The organism is Candidatus Poriferisodalis sp. (genome assembly GCF_965219595.1).
Lineage (GTDB): Bacteria > Actinomycetota > Acidimicrobiia > Acidimicrobiales > Poriferisodalaceae > Poriferisodalis.
Map to the genome: position 1 here is coordinate 710,629 of NZ_OZ244781.1, position 15,748 is coordinate 726,376.

The 15,748-nt window shown below is 68.0% G+C and carries 14 protein-coding genes; 8 read left to right on the top strand and 6 right to left on the bottom strand.

Going from position 1 to position 15,748, the window contains the following annotated elements; translation table 11 throughout:
- Positions 1-65 precede the first annotated feature (65 nt).
- Positions 66-338, bottom strand: coding sequence for a sarcosine oxidase subunit delta (locus ACOQPE_RS02875; protein WP_419840441.1), 273 nt, complete (start codon positions 336-338; stop codon positions 66-68).
- A gap of 70 nt (positions 339-408) precedes the next feature.
- Positions 409-1,719: an FAD-dependent oxidoreductase gene (locus ACOQPE_RS02880; RefSeq protein ID WP_419916593.1), complete on the bottom strand. Its 1,311-nt coding sequence runs from the start codon at positions 1,717-1,719 to the stop codon at positions 409-411.
- Between the two features lie 96 nt (positions 1,720-1,815).
- On the opposite strand from ACOQPE_RS02880, the gene ACOQPE_RS02885 reads away from it, so the two are divergent.
- Together ACOQPE_RS02885 and ACOQPE_RS02890 are read left to right on the top strand one after the other, a co-directional pair.
- A complete protein-coding gene (locus tag ACOQPE_RS02885; protein ID WP_420610420.1) occupies positions 1,816-2,712 on the top strand; it encodes a LysR family transcriptional regulator in 897 nt (298 codons plus the stop codon).
- 62 nt (positions 2,713-2,774) lie between these two features.
- Positions 2,775-4,115: a branched-chain amino acid ABC transporter substrate-binding protein gene (locus tag ACOQPE_RS02890; protein WP_420610421.1), complete on the top strand. Its 1,341-nt coding sequence runs from the start codon at positions 2,775-2,777 to the stop codon at positions 4,113-4,115.
- A gap of 3 nt (positions 4,116-4,118) precedes the next feature.
- On the opposite strand, the gene ACOQPE_RS02895 is transcribed toward ACOQPE_RS02890, so the two are convergent.
- Complete coding sequence (locus ACOQPE_RS02895) at positions 4,119-5,306, bottom strand: phytanoyl-CoA dioxygenase family protein (protein ID WP_420610422.1); 1,188 nt, start codon at positions 5,304-5,306, stop codon at positions 4,119-4,121.
- 92 nt (positions 5,307-5,398) lie between these two features.
- On the opposite strand from ACOQPE_RS02895, the gene ACOQPE_RS02900 reads away from it, so the two are divergent.
- Complete coding sequence (locus ACOQPE_RS02900; RefSeq protein ID WP_420610423.1) at positions 5,399-6,187, top strand: enoyl-CoA hydratase/isomerase family protein; 789 nt, start codon at positions 5,399-5,401, stop codon at positions 6,185-6,187.
- 12 nt (positions 6,188-6,199) lie between these two features.
- Here the strand turns inward: ACOQPE_RS02900 and ACOQPE_RS02905 are convergent, their stop codons facing one another.
- Entirely contained in the window at positions 6,200-7,129 is a 930-nt protein-coding gene (locus ACOQPE_RS02905) for a Dyp-type peroxidase (RefSeq protein ID WP_420610424.1), read from the bottom strand.
- Positions 7,130-7,342: 213 nt separating this feature from the next.
- Here ACOQPE_RS02905 and ACOQPE_RS02910 point away from each other — a divergent pair, with 213 nt between their 5' ends.
- A complete protein-coding gene (locus tag ACOQPE_RS02910) occupies positions 7,343-8,056 on the top strand; it encodes an alkylhydroperoxidase-related (seleno)protein (RefSeq protein WP_419916598.1) in 714 nt (237 codons plus the stop codon).
- A gap of 15 nt (positions 8,057-8,071) precedes the next feature.
- The gene (locus ACOQPE_RS02915; RefSeq protein ID WP_420610425.1) at positions 8,072-8,458 is read left to right on the top strand and encodes a hypothetical protein; all 387 of its coding nucleotides are present in this window, start codon (positions 8,072-8,074) and stop codon (positions 8,456-8,458) included.
- Positions 8,459-8,479: 21 nt separating this feature from the next.
- Here ACOQPE_RS02915 and ACOQPE_RS02920 read toward each other — a convergent pair whose 3' ends face one another.
- Positions 8,480-10,279 (bottom strand): hypothetical protein, encoded by a 1,800-nt coding sequence (locus ACOQPE_RS02920; protein ID WP_420610426.1) that lies wholly within the window; start codon positions 10,277-10,279, stop codon positions 8,480-8,482.
- A 94-nt stretch (positions 10,280-10,373) separates the two neighbouring features.
- Positions 10,374-10,910, bottom strand: coding sequence for a YbhB/YbcL family Raf kinase inhibitor-like protein (locus ACOQPE_RS02925; protein ID WP_420610427.1), 537 nt, complete (start codon positions 10,908-10,910; stop codon positions 10,374-10,376).
- 309 nt (positions 10,911-11,219) lie between these two features.
- On the opposite strand from ACOQPE_RS02925, the gene ACOQPE_RS02930 reads away from it, so the two are divergent.
- The 3 genes from ACOQPE_RS02930 (at position 11,220) to ACOQPE_RS02940 (ending at position 15,627) form a co-directional block, all read left to right on the top strand.
- Positions 11,220-12,920, top strand: coding sequence for an alpha-amylase family glycosyl hydrolase (locus tag ACOQPE_RS02930; protein ID WP_420610428.1), 1,701 nt, complete (start codon positions 11,220-11,222; stop codon positions 12,918-12,920).
- Complete coding sequence (locus tag ACOQPE_RS02935) at positions 12,908-13,984, top strand: LacI family DNA-binding transcriptional regulator (protein ID WP_420610429.1); 1,077 nt, start codon at positions 12,908-12,910, stop codon at positions 13,982-13,984. The genes ACOQPE_RS02930 and ACOQPE_RS02935 overlap by 13 nt, the downstream gene beginning before the upstream one ends.
- A gap of 161 nt (positions 13,985-14,145) precedes the next feature.
- Positions 14,146-15,627, top strand: a complete 1,482-nt coding sequence (locus ACOQPE_RS02940) for an ABC transporter substrate-binding protein (protein ID WP_420610430.1) — start codon at positions 14,146-14,148, stop codon at positions 15,625-15,627.
- Positions 15,628-15,748: the final 121 nt, after the last annotated feature.

Below are 15,748 nucleotides of genomic sequence, written 5' to 3' on the forward strand. Positions count from 1 at the left end.
TCATGCTGCACCGCCTGGCTCGCCGTCGGGCTGGGTGCCCCAGAGAGCACCGGGCACACACGCACTCATGCCGCACCGCCTCGCTTGTCGCCGGGCAGGGGCGGATCGCGGAATTCGTTGGTGGCGGTGTTGCGCTCGATCGAGAACCAGCGGCGGCAGCCCGACGCGCAGTACCAGTTCTCGCGCAGCCAGCCGGCGGGGTTGTCGCGCAGGTACAGGTAGGCCCGCCATTCGGCCGGCGAGGCTGTGTTGGGATCGGGACGGGCGTGCGACTCGCCGCCGTACCGGAGGTCGGTCGAGTTGCGTGGACCGCAATTGGGGCACGGGACAAGCAGCATCAGTGGCCCACCACTGTCGTATCGGCGCCGGTGGGCCTCATGGCACTCGGGGGAAGCACGAAGCGAGACATCAGTGGCCCACCGACGCTGCACCCTTTTCGCCCACGAGTTCGCCGTTGTCGAAACGGCTGAGGGCGAAGGCCTCGATCAGCTTGGGCGTGCGGCCTGTAGCGGCGGCCTCGGCCATCTGCTCGCCGGAAACCGGTGCAGCCTTGAATCCGTAGGTGCCCCAGCCCACATCCACCAGGAAGCCGTCGACGGGTGTGAAGCCCATTACCGGCGAGTAGTCGGGGGTCATGTCGCACAGGCCTGACCACTGGCGCAGAATCCGCATGCGCGAAACGCCGGGCATCAGCTCGAGCACGTGCCCAGCCAGTCCCTCGGTGAACTCCAGCGAACCGCGCACCGAGTAGTTGGCATAGGGGTCGACCGAGGCGCCGAACACCAGCTCGCCCCGGTCGGTCTGGCTCACGTACACGTGCAGCGAACCCGAGACCACCACCGTGGGCAGGAACATCTTCACCGGCTCGGTGACGGCGGCCTGCAGGGGGTGGGTGGTGATGGGCAGCCGCACGCCGGCCATGGTCGAGATGAGCGATGCCCACCCGGCGGTGCAGTTGATGACGATCGGCGTGGAGATGTCGCCGCGATTCGTGCGAACGCCGGTGACCCGGCCCCCGGCGCCCTTGCCGTCGGGACCGTCGCCGCCTTCGCAGAGAATGTCGGTGACCTCGGTCTTCTGGTGCATCTCGACGCCCATGTGGTCCGCCGCCCGGGCGTACCCCCACACCACCGCGTCGTGGCGAACGACGCCGCCTGGCGGGTGATACAGCGCGCCCTGGATCGGGTAGCGGGGGTGGTCGGAGGTGTCGAGGCTCGGGCACTCCTTCTTGATCTCGTCGGGGCCGATCACGCTGGAGTTGACGCCGCCGAGCTTGTTGACCTCGGCGCGCCAGTGCATCGTGCGCAGGGAGGCGTCGGAGTGCGCCAGCGTCAGGTGGCCGCGTTGGCTGAACATCACGTTGATGTTCAGCTCCACCGCCATCTGCTCATACAGGTGCACCGACCGGTCGTAGAAGGCCACCCCTTCAGGGGTGAGATAGTTGGAGCGCACGATGGCCGTGTTGCGCCCCGAGCCGCCGCTGCCCAGGTAGGCCTTGTCGAGCACGGCCACGTTGGTCATGCCGTGGTTGCGGGCCAGGTAGTAGGCGGTGGCCAAGCCGTGCACGCCGCCGCCGATCACCACGGCGTCGTAGGACCGTTGCAGATCGCAGTCGCGCCACACCCGCGGCCACGACTGGCCCCGGAGGCCCTTCCAGGCCAGCGCCGCAGCCGAGTACTTGGGCGGACGCTTCCGCAGCCGGCCCGCAAGTCCTGCCATTGCTCTGCAGGCTAAGCACCCCGCTCGGTGACGAGAAGTATCAGTTTGCAAATAATTCAGATGCACTGCCTCTCAATCGCTTCTACGCTGTGCGGCGTGAACCTGCAGCGCCTGCGCTACTTCGTCACGGTGGCCGATGAGCTGCACTTCGGCCGGGCCGCGCAGCGACTGCACATGTCCCAGCCGCCGCTGAGCCAGCAGATCCGGCAGCTCGAGCGCGAGCTCGACACCGCACTGTTCGACCGCAGCACCCGGCGGGTCACGCTCACCGAAGCCGGACGGTTCCTCTATCCCGAAGCGCTTCGACTGCTGGCGGCCGCGGACGGCGTGGAGCGCCTCATGTCGCAGCGCCGCGAAGGTCACACGGGCACGCTGCGGGTCGGCTTCGTCGACTCGGCTGCCTACGAGGTGATGCCGCGCGTGCTGGCCGAGTACCGCCGGCGACGGCCCCGGGTCGACTTCGAGCTGCACACGCTGAGCTCCGACGAACAGGTCAAGGCGCTGCGTGCCGGACGCATCGATCTGGGCATCGGCAGGGCCGCCGGCGACGCCGACCAGGTGGAGGCGACCCTGGTGATGAACGAGCGGCTGCTGCTGGCCGCGGGCGGCGCTCACCGGCTGGCCCGGCAGCGGGCTGCAGCGCTGCGCGATCTGTCCGGCGAGCCGATCATCGGCTTCGACCGGGGAGTGTCGCCCAGCCTCCACGCCGTGCTGGCCGGGATGTTCAGCGCCCAAGGCGTCGCCTACGACCCCATGATCGAGGCCACCGAGTACACCACCATCCTCGGATTCGTGGCTGCAGGCGAGGGCGTCGCCATCGTGCCCGCCAGCGTGCAGACGTTCCGGCCGCCGGGCCTGCACTACGTGCCGATCAGCGACGACGCCGCCTCGGTCCCCCTGCTGCTGCTCACCCGCTCCGGCGAACCCCTGCCGCTGGTCACCCAAGCCCTCGACCTCGTCACCGAGCTCTACGCCCCCCAAGCCGCAGCTTGAGGATGTCAGCAGTACTCTGACGAATCGATGCCGAACGGCTCTGCCGACCAAGGACCGCCTGCGTGAGCGCGAGCGCGATCCGTCGCTGGGCCGCCGTGGCGGTCGCTGCATTGGCGGCTGCGGCTTGCGCAGGCGACGGCGCCGAGACAGCCGTTGTCGCGGACCCCGGAACAAGCGCGGCGGCCGAGCAGCAAGCCGGTGAGCCGGCGCGGCCCGCACCGGGCCCCCTCGGGACAGTCGAGATCCCCGCCGACGAGGCCATACAGATCCGCTCGCTCGAGGCCATCACCGGCGATGTTGCGTTCTTGGGGCTGCCCAACATGCGCTCGACGGAGCTGGCCATAGAGGACTACGGACCCATCCGGGGCTTCGACGTCGAGCTCGGCACACCGCTCGACGACCTGTGCTCGAGCGACGGCGGGCAGGCAGCAGCCCAGATCATCGTGGCCGACAGCGACGTGCTGGGCGTGATCGGCACCTCCTGCTCGGGTGCGGCAGTCGCGGCAGCGCCGCTCATCACCGAGGCCGGCATCACGATGATCTCTGCGAGCAATACCTCGCCGGCGCTGACCTCGGACCTGCGGGGCAATGCAGGACAGAACCACAGCGTCGGCTACTACCGCACCTCGCACAACGACCTCTTCCAAGCCGCAGCGGTAGCGCAGTTCGTGCTGAATGAGCTTGGGCTGGCTACTGCCGCGGTGATTCATGACGGCGACCCCTACACGCAGGGTCTGGCTCACGCGTTCGCCGACGCCTTCGCAGCCGAAGGCGGCACCATCACCGGCATGTCGGCCGTCAACAAGGACGACACCGACATGGTGCCGGTGCTGACCGAGATTGCTGCAGGCACGCCGCAGGCGTTGTTCTTTCCCATCTTCCAGCCTGCGGGCGACTTCATCGCCGACCAAGCACCCGGCGTGCCCGGCTTGGAGAACGCGGCCCTGCTGGCGTCGGGAGGGTTGCTGAACCTGAACTTCCTGGCGCTGCCGCAAACGGCAGGCATGTACCTGGCAGGTCCCGACACCCGTTTCGGCAACAACGCGAACCGCAGCACTGGGCGCACCACAGAGGAATTCCTGGACATCTACCAAGAGCGTTTCGGCGGGCCGCCGGCCGCGCCGTACTGGGCACATGCGTATGACGCCACAGTGCTGCTGCTGGACGCGATCACCGCCGCTTCCTATGTCGAGGGCGACACGCTGGTAGTGGACCGGCAGGGCGTGCGCGACTACCTGAGCTCCGTCGCGGGCCACGAAGGACTGACGGGAACGCTCACCTGTGACGGGTTCGGCGACTGCGGTGCCGGTCGGATCACCGTGGTGGAGAACCTGGGCGGCGAGGAGAATGCCGAGGCCAGCATGAGCAACGTCGTCTTCTCGTACGCGCCGCCGGCCGAGTGATGGCTAGATGGCGAGGTCGTTGAGGTTGTAGTCGCGGATGACGCGGTCGAACGTCTCGTCGTTGTAGCGGAAATCGTCTTCGAGGCCGACGAAAGGTGCGTAGGTGTAGCGGCGCTCGCCGGGGCGATGCTGCGCCCGGGCGTCGATGGCCACCGCGATCACCGATGACCGCTTGAACACCCGCTCCTCGTCGTAGACGACCACGCCGTCGCGCTCGTGCACCCGCAGTTGACCTGCCACGCCCACCACCGATGAGCGCCGGTGGAAGCCGAACGTGACCGAGATGCGCGGGTCTGCAGAGGTGTTGGCATAGGAGCCGTGGACCATGTGACGGTTCACCACGGTCGCATCACCCGGTTCGCACAGCAGCGGGATGGCGTCGGGCAGCATGGTGCTGCCGCCGTTGTCGGCAACCTTCGCACGCAGGTCGATGCGCCCCAGCTTGTGCGTGCCGGGCACGATCCACAGCGCATTCGCGGCCGTGGTCTCATACAGCTGCACCTGGAAGTTGAAGCCGTGGATGCCCATGTCCCAGTCGGGGTTGTCCCAGTGGGTCACCCCGTCCTGGTGCCACGACACCGAGCCGCCCAGCCCGGGTTCCTTCACGAAGATGGCGTCGTTGTAGGGAACGAAGTCGGGGCCGTTGATGCTCTCGGCGATCGACATCAGGTCGGGATGGCCGTACAGCCGCAGCGCGGAGGGCATCGACTGGCACATGCCGAAGATCAGGTAGACGACATCAGGCGGGGCGTCGGCATCGGGCGTCGGCTGGTCCATCTGGACCTGGTGGCGGCCGCCGAGGGCGCTGGTGCCGCCGAACGGGTCAGACAGCGGCGCGATGTGGATGTACGGCTCGACTGCATAGTCGCGGCCCAGTGCGGGCCGGCCGTGGCGGTCCACCTCTGCGCCTTGGCGCACCGGCGCCCGCTCGATGACCTCGCCCACCTCGGATCGGAGTTCGGCAATCTCGTCAGGGCCGACGACTCCGGTGAAGACATAGAAGCCGTGCTTCCAGTAGTTCTCCAGGATCTCGGGGTGCAGCTTGCCGTCGGACCCGTACCGGACGGGACCCCTGTTGCCGGTGTCGTGGGCTCGCTGCACGCCGCCAGCGAGGTAGTCGGCCATGTCTGCGAGGTGCTGCTCTCTCGTCGGCGCATCGGCCGCTTCCGTTCGATCCGCAACGTCAGTCATCGCGCTCCCCCAGGCAGTCCCTGTCGCAACGATGGTAATCGGGCAACCCGCCGGCTCTCTCGTCGTTATCCGCGTTCTGCGAGCATGAAGCCATGGAGTTCGCCGAATACGCAGACCGATACCGCACCGCCGAGGTGACCCGCGACGACGCCGGGGTGGTGACCGTTCGCATGAACACGCGCGGCGGTCCGCTTCAGTGGGGCGGCCGTCCGCACCGTGAGCTGCCCGAGCTGTTCATGGCGCTGGCATCGGACCGCGACATCAAGGTGGTGATCCTCACCGGCACCGGCGACTCGTTCATCGAGTTGCCCGACGAGGTCAACGCGCTCGCCGAGGGGCGCGCCAATGCCACCGTGTGGGACCGCATCATCTGGGAGGGCAACCGACTCGTCGACCAGATGCTCGACATCGAGGTGCCCATGATCGCCGCAGTGAACGGCCCGGTCACGGTGCACTCCGAGCTGGCGGTGCTGTGCGACATCGTGCTCGCCGCCGAGGGCGCCTACTTCCAGGACGCGCCGCACTTCCCCGGCGGGCTGGTGCCCGGCGACAGCATGCAGATCGTCTGGCCGCTGCTGCTCGGCCCGAACCGGGGCCGCTACTTCCTGCTCACCGGCCAGCAGATCGATGCCGCCGAAGCCCACGAACTCGGCATCGTGGGCGAGGTGCTGCCCGCCGACGACCTCATGGCCCGCGCGCAGGAGATCGCCGCCGACCTCGCCAAGCTGAACCCGATCCTGCTGCGCAACACCCGCCACGCGTTGGTGCGCCCCCTGCGGCGCGCCATGGCCGACGATCTGCACACGGGGCTGGCCCTAGAAGCAATCGCCTCAATGTCAGCCCGCGAATGGTTCCGCGACCAAGCCGCCGAAGATGCCTAGGCGACCGGGTTCTCAGCCGGTGATGGCGTCGAGAGTTTCCTCGCTGGGAGCGAAGTAGAAGGAACCAGAGGCCGGGTTCGAGAAGTCGGTGATGGCGTCGCGCACGCCATTGGCATCGTCAAGCCCGTACATCCGGCGCAGGCGGCGCCGCAGCGGTGCCTGGTCCTTGCAGAACGCCATGAAGTACAGCCCCACGGTGCCGTCGTGGAATGCGTACGGCGTGGAGCGGCGGGCGATCTCGTTGATCTTGTCGCTGCCCTCGTTGCCGTGGTTGCCATCCGCGCGCAGCTCCACATGGCTCAGGTGGCTGTAGGGCTCCTGGCTGTCGGTTTTGTCGGTCTCGGGGAACTTCTTGCGCCCGAAGTTCTTTTCCTGCTGCTCATCGGAGAGCGCGTTCCAGCCGTCGAGGTCGTGCACCCAGCGCTGGGCGATGATGTGGCTGCCGCCTGCGCCCGCGTCGCCGTCGGGCACGATGGCCACGGCAGGCTGATCCTCGTCGGCGGGGTTGCCGGTGCCGTCCTTGAAGCCGGTCATGTCCAGCGAGTCGCCGTAGATGAACGTGGGCGTCTCACGAGCGACGGCCATGTGGCCCGCCAGGGCGGTGCGGGCGTCGTACTGCGCCTTCCACACCTTGTCCTTGTCGTCGTGGTTCAGCCACAGCAACAGCTCTTCCTGTGTGCCCTTGGCTTCGCGCCCGGAGCCGTCCTCGGACTGGACCGTCACGTAGGCCTGGAAGTCGTCGGGCACGTCATCGGTCAGCTCCGGCAGCAGGCCCGGTCCGAAGCCGAGCGTCAGGTTGATGCCCTGTGCGTCGCACGCAGCCCGCAGGTCGGCAAGGACGGACGTGACCACACCGAGATCCGCGCCTTCGACGCGGCTCAGGTGGACGTACCACTGGTTGGTGCCCATCTCGTTGAAGATGGCCTTCTGCGGCGTTGGCATCTGTGCTCCTTGAGGGGTTCGATGGTGCAAGCGAGAGCGACCCCGCCGCGCAGCCCAAGCGGCGACACGGCGAGATTGCGGGGCTGATCGTAGGCCAACCGGAACGGCGCGCGCACCGCCGGTTCCCGCTCTTCGAACGGGCCGCTGTGTGGCTGTTCCGCGTGTGCCAGCATGTGGCCACCGACACTGTCCCCGGCCAGCGGAGATCCGGCTATGAGCATCGCAGCGCCACAGCGCACGTATGACACTGAGCTGCCTATTCGGGATGATCTGGGAGCTGCACATGGCGAGATCGCGGCCCGCTGGTCGAGGCCCGGCACCTGGTGGACCGGCGAGCAGCGTGCCGAGATCGTGCGGCAGGTGCGCGCCGCCCGGGACCATCGCGCCGACGATGGCAGCGTGCTGCCGCCGTGGGTGCAGCCCAGCAGCATCGAGGGCCTCGTCGATGCTGACGGCCCGCTGCGGGCCGCTGCAGTCGATGCGGTCTGGCGCATCACCAACCACCCGGGAACGCTGACTGAAGACTGGTACCAGTCGATCATCGATCGCGGCGTTGACCCGCTGGCCTACGTGGAGCTGGTGGGGCTGGTGGCGCAGTCCAATTGCGTCGATCGCTTCGCCGACGCGCTGGAGCTGCCGCGCATCGAACTAGACGAGCCCGCCGACGGTCCGCCGAGGCGGGAAGGCGCACCTGCAGCCGTGAAGTACCACTGGGTGCCCACTGCCGACATCAAGATGCCCAACGTCATCAAGGCGCTCAGCGCCGTCCCGGCGGAGAACGAGGCACTGTTCATCCTCTCCGACGCCCAGTACGTGCCCATGGAGCGTGTGCGCGGCGATGTGGTGTCCGACCGCAACTCGCTCACCCGGCCCCAGATCGAGGTGCTTGCGGCGCGGACATCGAAGCTCAACGAGTGCTTCTACTGAACGTCCGCACATGCGTTGCTGCTCGGTCTGAGCGGCCAGAACAAGGACATGGATGTCAGCTACGAAGCCGTCAACGGCTCCGGCGATGGCGACGGCGGTGTGCCCCACGGCGCGCTGCTGGCGCGCTTGGCCGAGGCGATGTGGGAAGGAGACCGCGAAGCCACGGCTGCGGCGCGAGCCGCGGTGGTCGACGCCGCGGGCGCCGACGTGATGGTCGATGCCGTGGCGGTCAGCGCCAACTTCCACATGATGACCCGGGTCGCCGACGGCACCGGCACGCCGCTGGATCCGGGCACCTACGACATGTCGGCGCCGGTACGCGAGGCCTGCGACCTCAACGGCTTCGTGTCGCGCCGCGATCCCCAGGGCGACCGCCAGACCGCCCAGGGAGCGTCGAGCTGACTGTCCGGCGCCGTCTCGATCTCAGGATCTGAAGCGCTTGGTGGGCAGGTGCGGGCCGATGTAGCCCACATGCACCTTGCCGGTGTTGCGGCCGGTGTCGTCGTGAAAATAGAGCCGCGGTGCAAGCCCGCCGTTGGAGAGCTTGAGGTGCGCCTCCATGACGATGTGGCCCGCGTCGCTGACTCGCGCCGACACCGGCATTTCCCGCAGGCGTCGCAGCTCGGATCGCCTCATCACCTCTTCGGACTCGCGCATCGCCAGCTTCTTCGAATTCGCGAACCACTTGCGCGGGTGCTTGCTCGACTTGCACCAGTCCCGGAAGTCGCCGAACTCGGCGCCTGAATGCGCGTAGGCCTCCAGCGCGAGCAGCCCGTCGAACACGCTGCGGGCCCATGACCGCGCCTCGATGGAGTTGTCGAGTTCAGCGACGTGCTGGTCGACCTCGCGCGGGATCTCGACCCGGACGAGGTTGGCCCGCGCCAGCTGCAGCGCGTGGCTCACCGACGTCACCGGCGGGTACTTCCTGCCCGCAGCATCGGTCACCATCGGGGTGCCGGCCTCGCCCACCCGGACCAGCATCTCCACCATCTGGTCTTCCTTGTCGATGAGCTTCTCCTGGAGCTCCTCGGTCCGGAGTTGCGCCAGCTCCAGCTCGTCCTGCATGTCGAGCACCTGCTGCGACATCTCGTCGCGCTGATCGCGGGCTGCCTGCCGCTGCTCGCGCGTCTCGAACAACGCTTCCCACAGGTCGTCGCGCTCGGACTCAAGCGCCTCGATGCGCTCGTGCAAGCCTGAGCCCGAGGCAAGTTCGGGCGCCCGGCGCTGGCTGCCGAGTTCGGCCTGAGACTGGCTGAAGAGCGTCGGCGGCTCGCGTTCGACCATGGCTAGGCTCAAGAGCTGGCTCGCCCAGCGGCCGGCTTGATGCGGGTCCGAACGCACCACTTCCTTGGCGAGCGTGCGGTGACGGTGCGGCTCGTGCTCACCGGGCAGGTAGAGCCGGGCCTCGCCGGGCTCGAGGTCCATCTCGCCGCCGATCAGGCGCTGGAACGGTGTCAGCGTTTCCAGCGGCATGACAAAGACGCGAGCCAAGCCGGCGACCTGCGACGCCGCGCTCTGCGCTCGCCGGGTCATGTCGCCCAGTGCCGTGCTCGGGTTGATGGGATCCCACGCCAGCACGAGGTACGGCACCGGTCGATCGGGCGACAGGACGGCATTGCGGATGGCCTTGGCATGCTCAACATCGCGGACAGGAACCGGCGAGGTAGTGAGCGGCTCACGGCCGAGGTGAGGCCGCCCGCCCCGGCCGTGGGCAGTGTCGAGCAGGTCAGACACGAGCGACTCCGCTCCCGTCGAGCGGAGCTGGGCCCAGCGCGACTGCCCGGAGTCGGTACCGGGCGCAGCGGGGACCCCCGGGTCGGCCGCGCCGAGGCTCCCCGGCGTAGCAGCGATATGAGGCGCCTCGACATCCACCCAGACCCAGGCTTCGCCATTACCGCTGAGCACCCGGATCCTGACTACCGACCTCCCCAGCGCCGCGTGCTGTGTGAGCTCCAGTGTCGTCGTCGTGACACCGCCGTTCGTCCTGGTGGCCCGCGTCAGGTCGACACGGCTGCCGTTCTCTCGCGCGATGTGGCCGTCGTCGCCGCCGTCACCCTCGACGTCGGCCACGTCGAGATGCGGATGCTGCGTCTGAGCCCACGCTCGAAAGCTGCGGGCCACGTGCTTGTGCAGCCCGGCGCCCTCGTCCTCCCACATGACGCGGTAGATGACCTCGAGGGCAGCGAGATCATCGTCGGTCAGGTCGTGATCGTCCTCAAGCACGGTTCCCCCACGTCGTCATTCCAAGCGAGGCGGCGCATCGCAACGCCATTCGCTGGAGCCGGAACGCCGCTGTGGGCGCTTCCGGCCGCCATCGCTAGCTCTGTTCGTAGATGGGCGTGAGGAGGGCGCGGCCCAGCGTGGTGCCGAACATGTTGAAGCCGCAGATTGCCGGCGAGACGTTCTCGTCGATGGGCAGCGAGGCAACGCTCAGCGCGTGCACCGCGAACATGTAGCGGTGCGGGCCATGGCCAGCCGGCGGCGCAGAGCCCAGGTAGCCGGACAGTCCGGCATCATTGCGAAGCTGCTTGGCACCGTCGGGCAGCCCGCTGCCTTCGCTATCGCCGGCACCTGAGGCGAGCTCGGTGCATGACGCGGGAATGTCGAATACGACCCAGTGCCAGAAGCCGCTGCCGGTCGGCGCGTCGGGGTCGAAGCAGGTGACGGCGTAGCTCTGTGTGCCCTCAGGCGCGCCCGACCATGACAGATGCGGGGATCGATCTTCACCTCCGGCGCCGAAAATGCCTGAGACCTGCGCCATCGGGAGCATCTGTCCCTCGGCGACGTCGTCGCTTCGCACGTCGAACGATGCGACAGAGGGAAGGAAGTCATAGGGGCTGGGAGGTTGTGGCATGACGGGCGCCTTTCTGTTGGCTGACCGGACAGTTGACACTATTCGTTGCACTGCGCTAGACAAGCCCTGTGTTCACCGCTCGGGGTGTGAACTCCGAGCCGCACATCACACAACCCAAACTGACAGACCAAGGACCGGCCCGCTTCGGCGGGTCGGTCTTTGGGTTACCGGGCCGGTCGTTGGGTTGCACAGTCCGGCCCGCTTCGGCGGGTCGGTCTTTGGGTTGCAGGAGGGGCTCGCTGCGGGTGATGCCGCAAACGGTTACAGACACGCGGCAGACTGACGGTCGATCAACGACCGGAGGTGGCCGTGACGCACTGCAGCCCCGCATCAGCCACAGACAGCCTCCGGCGCTGGTGGGCCGATGCCGTCGGCTACCAGGTGTACGTGCGCTCATTCGCCGATTCCGACAACGACGGCGTGGGCGACCTCGGCGGTGTGATCACCAAGCTCGACTACCTGGCACGCCTCGGCGTGGACTTCGTCTGGATCACGCCCTTCTATCCCACGCCCGGCCATGACTGGGGATACGACGTGGCCGACTACTGCAACGTCGACCCGCTCTTCGGCGACCTGGCCACGCTCGACCGGCTGGTGGCCGAAGCCCACGGCCGCGACATGCGCATCGTCACCGACCTCGTCCCGAATCACACGAGCAGCGACCACCGCTGGTTCCAGGCGGCGTTGGGTAACTCCGGCGCAGCCGACCGCGAGCGCTACCGCGACTACTACATCTGGCGCGATCCGGCGTCCGGCGGCGGCCCGCCGAACAACTGGGTCGGCTATTTCGGCGGCCCGGCATGGACACTCGATCCCGACTCGGGCCAGTACTACCTGCACCTGTTCCTGCCGTCGCAGCCCGATCTGAACTGGCGTAATCCGGCTGTCGCCGCCGAGTGGGACGACGTCCTGCGCTTCTGGTTGGACCGCGGCGTCGACGGTTTCCGCGTCGACGTGGCGGGCGGCCTGGTGAAGGACGAGCAACTGCGCTCCAACCCGCAGTTGCAGCCCGTCCCCCCGGGTGCATCGCGCTGGGAGCAATGGGACTGCTTCGAGCACCTCCACGACGTGTTCCAGCCCGAGAGCCAAGACGTCTTCCGGCGCTGGCGCACCATCTGCGACGGCTACGGGGCCTTCCTGCACGGCGAGACGTACCACCTCGACCCGCGAGGCATGGATGCGCTGCTGCCCGCCGACGGCATGCACGGCGGCTACTGGTTTGCGCCCATGCACATCGAGTGGGAGACCGCGGAGATTCGCACGACGCTGCGCGCACCCACCGGCGACCTGGCCGAACGGCTGCTGTGGGCAATGAGCAGCCACGACATGCCACGAGCCCCCACTCGCTTCGCTCCACGTGGCGTCGTCAGCAGCGACGACCGTGCCGCTCAGAACGGCTGGGGTGCCGCTCGCACGCTGGCCTTCAACGTGCTCGCGGCATTTCTGCCCGGCACGCTCGTGCTCTACCAGGGCGAGGAACTCGGGCTGACCGACGGCGAGGTGGCAGTGGCCGACAAGCTCGACCCCGTTGGCCCCGACAGCGACGTGGGTGCGGGGCGAGACGGCTGCCGGACACCGATGCCGTGGGGCAACGGCCCGCACAACGGCTTCTCCGACGCCGAGCCGTGGCTGCGGTCGGCTGATCGCCCGCACATCCACACGGTTGCGGCGCAGGACGGGGCCGCGCGCTCGTGGCTGGAGGCGTACCGCGAGCTGTTCGCGGTGCAGCGGGCCGCTCGCCACGACCTCGAAGCCGCCGGTGCGAACGTGACCTGGACCGACGGCGGCGACGGACCGATCATCTCGTATCGGCGGGGCGGCCTCATGGTGGCGGCCAACGTCGGCGACACGGCGTCCGACGTGCCGCTGGCGGTCGGTGCCACGTTGCTCTACGACTCGACGACGGCATGCCGTCACCCGGGCGCAACTCGCGCGGCCGCAGCGGCGCAGGATGGGTCCGGCGGAGTTCACTCGTTGCCTCCCGCGAGCGCAGCCGTATGGCGGATCTAGGCGAGGCATCGCTCGCCGAGAGGCCTGTGGCGCGAGCAGCCGGCGCCGGTTCCCCGGTCCGTATCGGCGATGTCGCACGGGCGGCGGAGGTGTCGACGGCAACCGTCAGCCGTGCCCTTCGCGGCCTGCCGCACGTGGCGACCGCGACACGGCAGCGAGTGCTCGCTGTAGCCGCTGAACTCGACTACCGGCCCAATCTGCCCGCCGCACGGCTGGCCGCCGGAACCACGAACACGATTGCGGTGGCGGTGCCAGACCCGGCTGCCTGGTTCAACGCCACGATGGTGGGCGCGCTGGGCCGTGAGATGACCGCCGCCGGGTACGACCTGCTGCTGTCAGGCGTTGCAAACCTCGACGAGCGGCAGCGCTTCATCGAGTTGAACGGCGTGAGGTCGGGGCGGAGCGATGCAGTGGTGCTCGTCGACGTCGCTCTCGACGAGGCGGCTGCGGAAGCCTTCGTCGCCCAGGGCGGGCGCGCTGTGAGCGTCGGCTTTCGTACGGATGTGCTGAGCTCGGTGACCATCGACAATGTGGCCGTCGGCAGCGACGCCACCCAGCTCCTGCTCCGGCACGGGCATCGACGCATCGGCCTGCTCAGCCTCGACAGCGGCGACTCGCTGAACTTCAGCATCCCCGCTCATCGAGCCCAGGGCTACGAACAGGCGCACGCCGAGGCTGGGCTCACGCCCGACCCGGCGCTGCGGGTGTCCACCAGCAACAGCTGGGCCGAGGCGCGCCGGGCGACCCACGCGCTGCTGCAATCAGCCGAGCCTCCGAGTGCGATCTTCGCCATGTGCGACGAGCAGGCGTTCGGTGTCATGCTCGCTGCTCGCGATCTTGAGCTGTGCATCGGGGAGGACTTGTCGGTGGTGGGGGTCGACGATCACGACCAGAGTCGCCTCGTGGGGCTGACCACCGTCAGGCAGCACGTTGCCAGGCAGGGAGCTGTCGCCGCCGAACTGCTGCTGCAGATGCTCCAGCCGAGCGTCGAGCCCCCGCAGCACGTGCAGCTCGACACCGAGCTCATCATCCGGGATTCGGTGGGGCCGCCGGGCGCCGATTGAGCACAGTTTGGACGTTGATCTGGGCCGGAATCCGGCCCTCGCAGGGCACAGATGACGGAATCGCATGTTCAACCGTCGCGCTAGGCTTCCGGCACGGTGACTGCAAGCGCTTGCAACGTCGATACACGAATGGGCTTGCGCCCCAAAAGGGAGGAACTCACATGAAAAAGCACCGCACCAGATCAACCCGCCTACGCACATCTCGACTGCTGGCAGTCGTGCTTGCCTTCGGGCTCATCGTTGCTGCCTGCGCCAGTGACGACGACGGCGATGACGCCGAGGAGGCACCCGCCGCAACCGAGGCGATGGCCGACGAGTCGATGGATGAGTCCATGGATGAGTCCATGGACGACGACATGGATGAGTCCATGGACGACGAGTCGATGGACGACTCGATGGATGACTCCATGGACGACGGCATGATGGACCTGTCTGGCACCAAGGTGACGGTGTTCGGCCCTGAGTCGAGCGAGGAAGAGGCCGGCGCCATGCAAGACGCCTTGGACGTCTTCGCTGCGGCAACCGGCATCGAGATCGTCTACACCGGCGCCCGCGACTTCTCCGACCAGATCAACGCCCAGGCCGTCGGCGGCAACCCGCCGGACATTGCGGTGTTCCCGCAGCCTGGCAAGGTCGGCGACTTCGCAGCCGAGAACTGGATCCTGGCCGTACCCGACGAGGTGCAAGCTGCGATCGGCGCCCAGTGGCCCGCCGGCACGCTCGACACTGTCACGTTCGGCGGCACGCTGTACGGCGTTCCCAACAAGACCGACCTCAAGTCGATCGTCTGGTACAACACCTCGATCTTCGAGAGCGGCGGCTACGCCATTCCGCAGTCGCTGGAAGAGCTGCAAGGCCTGATGGTCCAGATGCTCGGCGACGGCGTCACGCCTTGGTGCGTCGGCATCGAATCGGGCCCCGCCACCGGCTGGACGTTCACCGACTGGATGGAAGACCTGGTCTTGCGCATCCATGACGAGAACATCTACGACCAGTGGGTCGCGGGCGATGTGAAGTTCGCCGATCCGCGCATCGTCCTCGTGGCGCAGCAAGTGCTCGACATCTGGAACACCCCGGGGATGGTGTACGCCTCAGGCGGCTCCATCGCTGCCACGCCGTTCGGCGACAACGGCGAGCCGCTCGTCGCGGGCGACTGCGCCATGCACCGCCAGGCGTCGTTCTACGCAGCGTTCCTGCCTGAAGGCACGAGCGTCGGTCCGGGCCAAGAGGTCGATGTGTTCTACTTCCCCGCACTCGGCGTCAAGGGCAACCGGCCGGTGCTGACCGCTGGCACCTACGTCTCGGCATTCCGCAACGCACCCGAGGTGTGGGCCGTGATGGCGTACATGGGCAGTTCCGAGTACGCGGAAGTCCGCCAGGCTGCACAGGCGGCCCGCAAGGGCGGCGGCCAGTCCGGCTTCCTGTCGGCGAACCTCGACCAGGACCTCAGCGTCTACAACGACCTCGAGCGGTCGTTCGTCGAGATCCTGCAGACGGCCAGCCCGGCCCGCTTTGACGGGTCCGACCTGATGCCTGCCGCTGTCGGCGCCGGCACCTTCTGGACGGAGGGCACCAGCGCCGTCAACGGCGACAAGTCCATTGCCGAGGCGTTCGCAGCGATCGACGCTTCCTGGCCGCAGTAACCGGCCTGAGTAGAAGACACTCGTGAACGGAGGCCGGTCCAGCGTGCTGGGCCGGCCTCCTTCGCGTCTGGGCATCCCATGAATCCCGCCGGCGTGGTGACGCGCCTCGCAGTCATCGAGT

Coding starts and splice junctions, on each gene's coding strand:
- ACOQPE_RS02900 (WP_420610423.1), top strand. CDS start 5,399: ATGGAGTTCGCCGAATACGCAGACCGATACCGCACCGCCGAGGTGACC.
- ACOQPE_RS02925 (WP_420610427.1), bottom strand. CDS start 10,910: ATGCCACAACCTCCCAGCCCCTATGACTTCCTTCCCTCTGTCGCATCG.
- ACOQPE_RS02880 (WP_419916593.1), bottom strand. CDS start 1,719: ATGGCAGGACTTGCGGGCCGGCTGCGGAAGCGTCCGCCCAAGTACTCG.
- ACOQPE_RS02905 (WP_420610424.1), bottom strand. CDS start 7,129: ATGCCAACGCCGCAGAAGGCCATCTTCAACGAGATGGGCACCAACCAG.
- ACOQPE_RS02935 (WP_420610429.1), top strand. CDS start 12,908: ATGGCGGATCTAGGCGAGGCATCGCTCGCCGAGAGGCCTGTGGCGCGA.
- ACOQPE_RS02910 (WP_419916598.1), top strand. CDS start 7,343: ATGAGCATCGCAGCGCCACAGCGCACGTATGACACTGAGCTGCCTATT.
- ACOQPE_RS02875 (WP_419840441.1), bottom strand. CDS start 338: ATGCTGCTTGTCCCGTGCCCCAATTGCGGTCCACGCAACTCGACCGAC.
- ACOQPE_RS02895 (WP_420610422.1), bottom strand. CDS start 5,306: ATGACTGACGTTGCGGATCGAACGGAAGCGGCCGATGCGCCGACGAGA.
- ACOQPE_RS02940 (WP_420610430.1), top strand. CDS start 14,146: ATGAAAAAGCACCGCACCAGATCAACCCGCCTACGCACATCTCGACTG.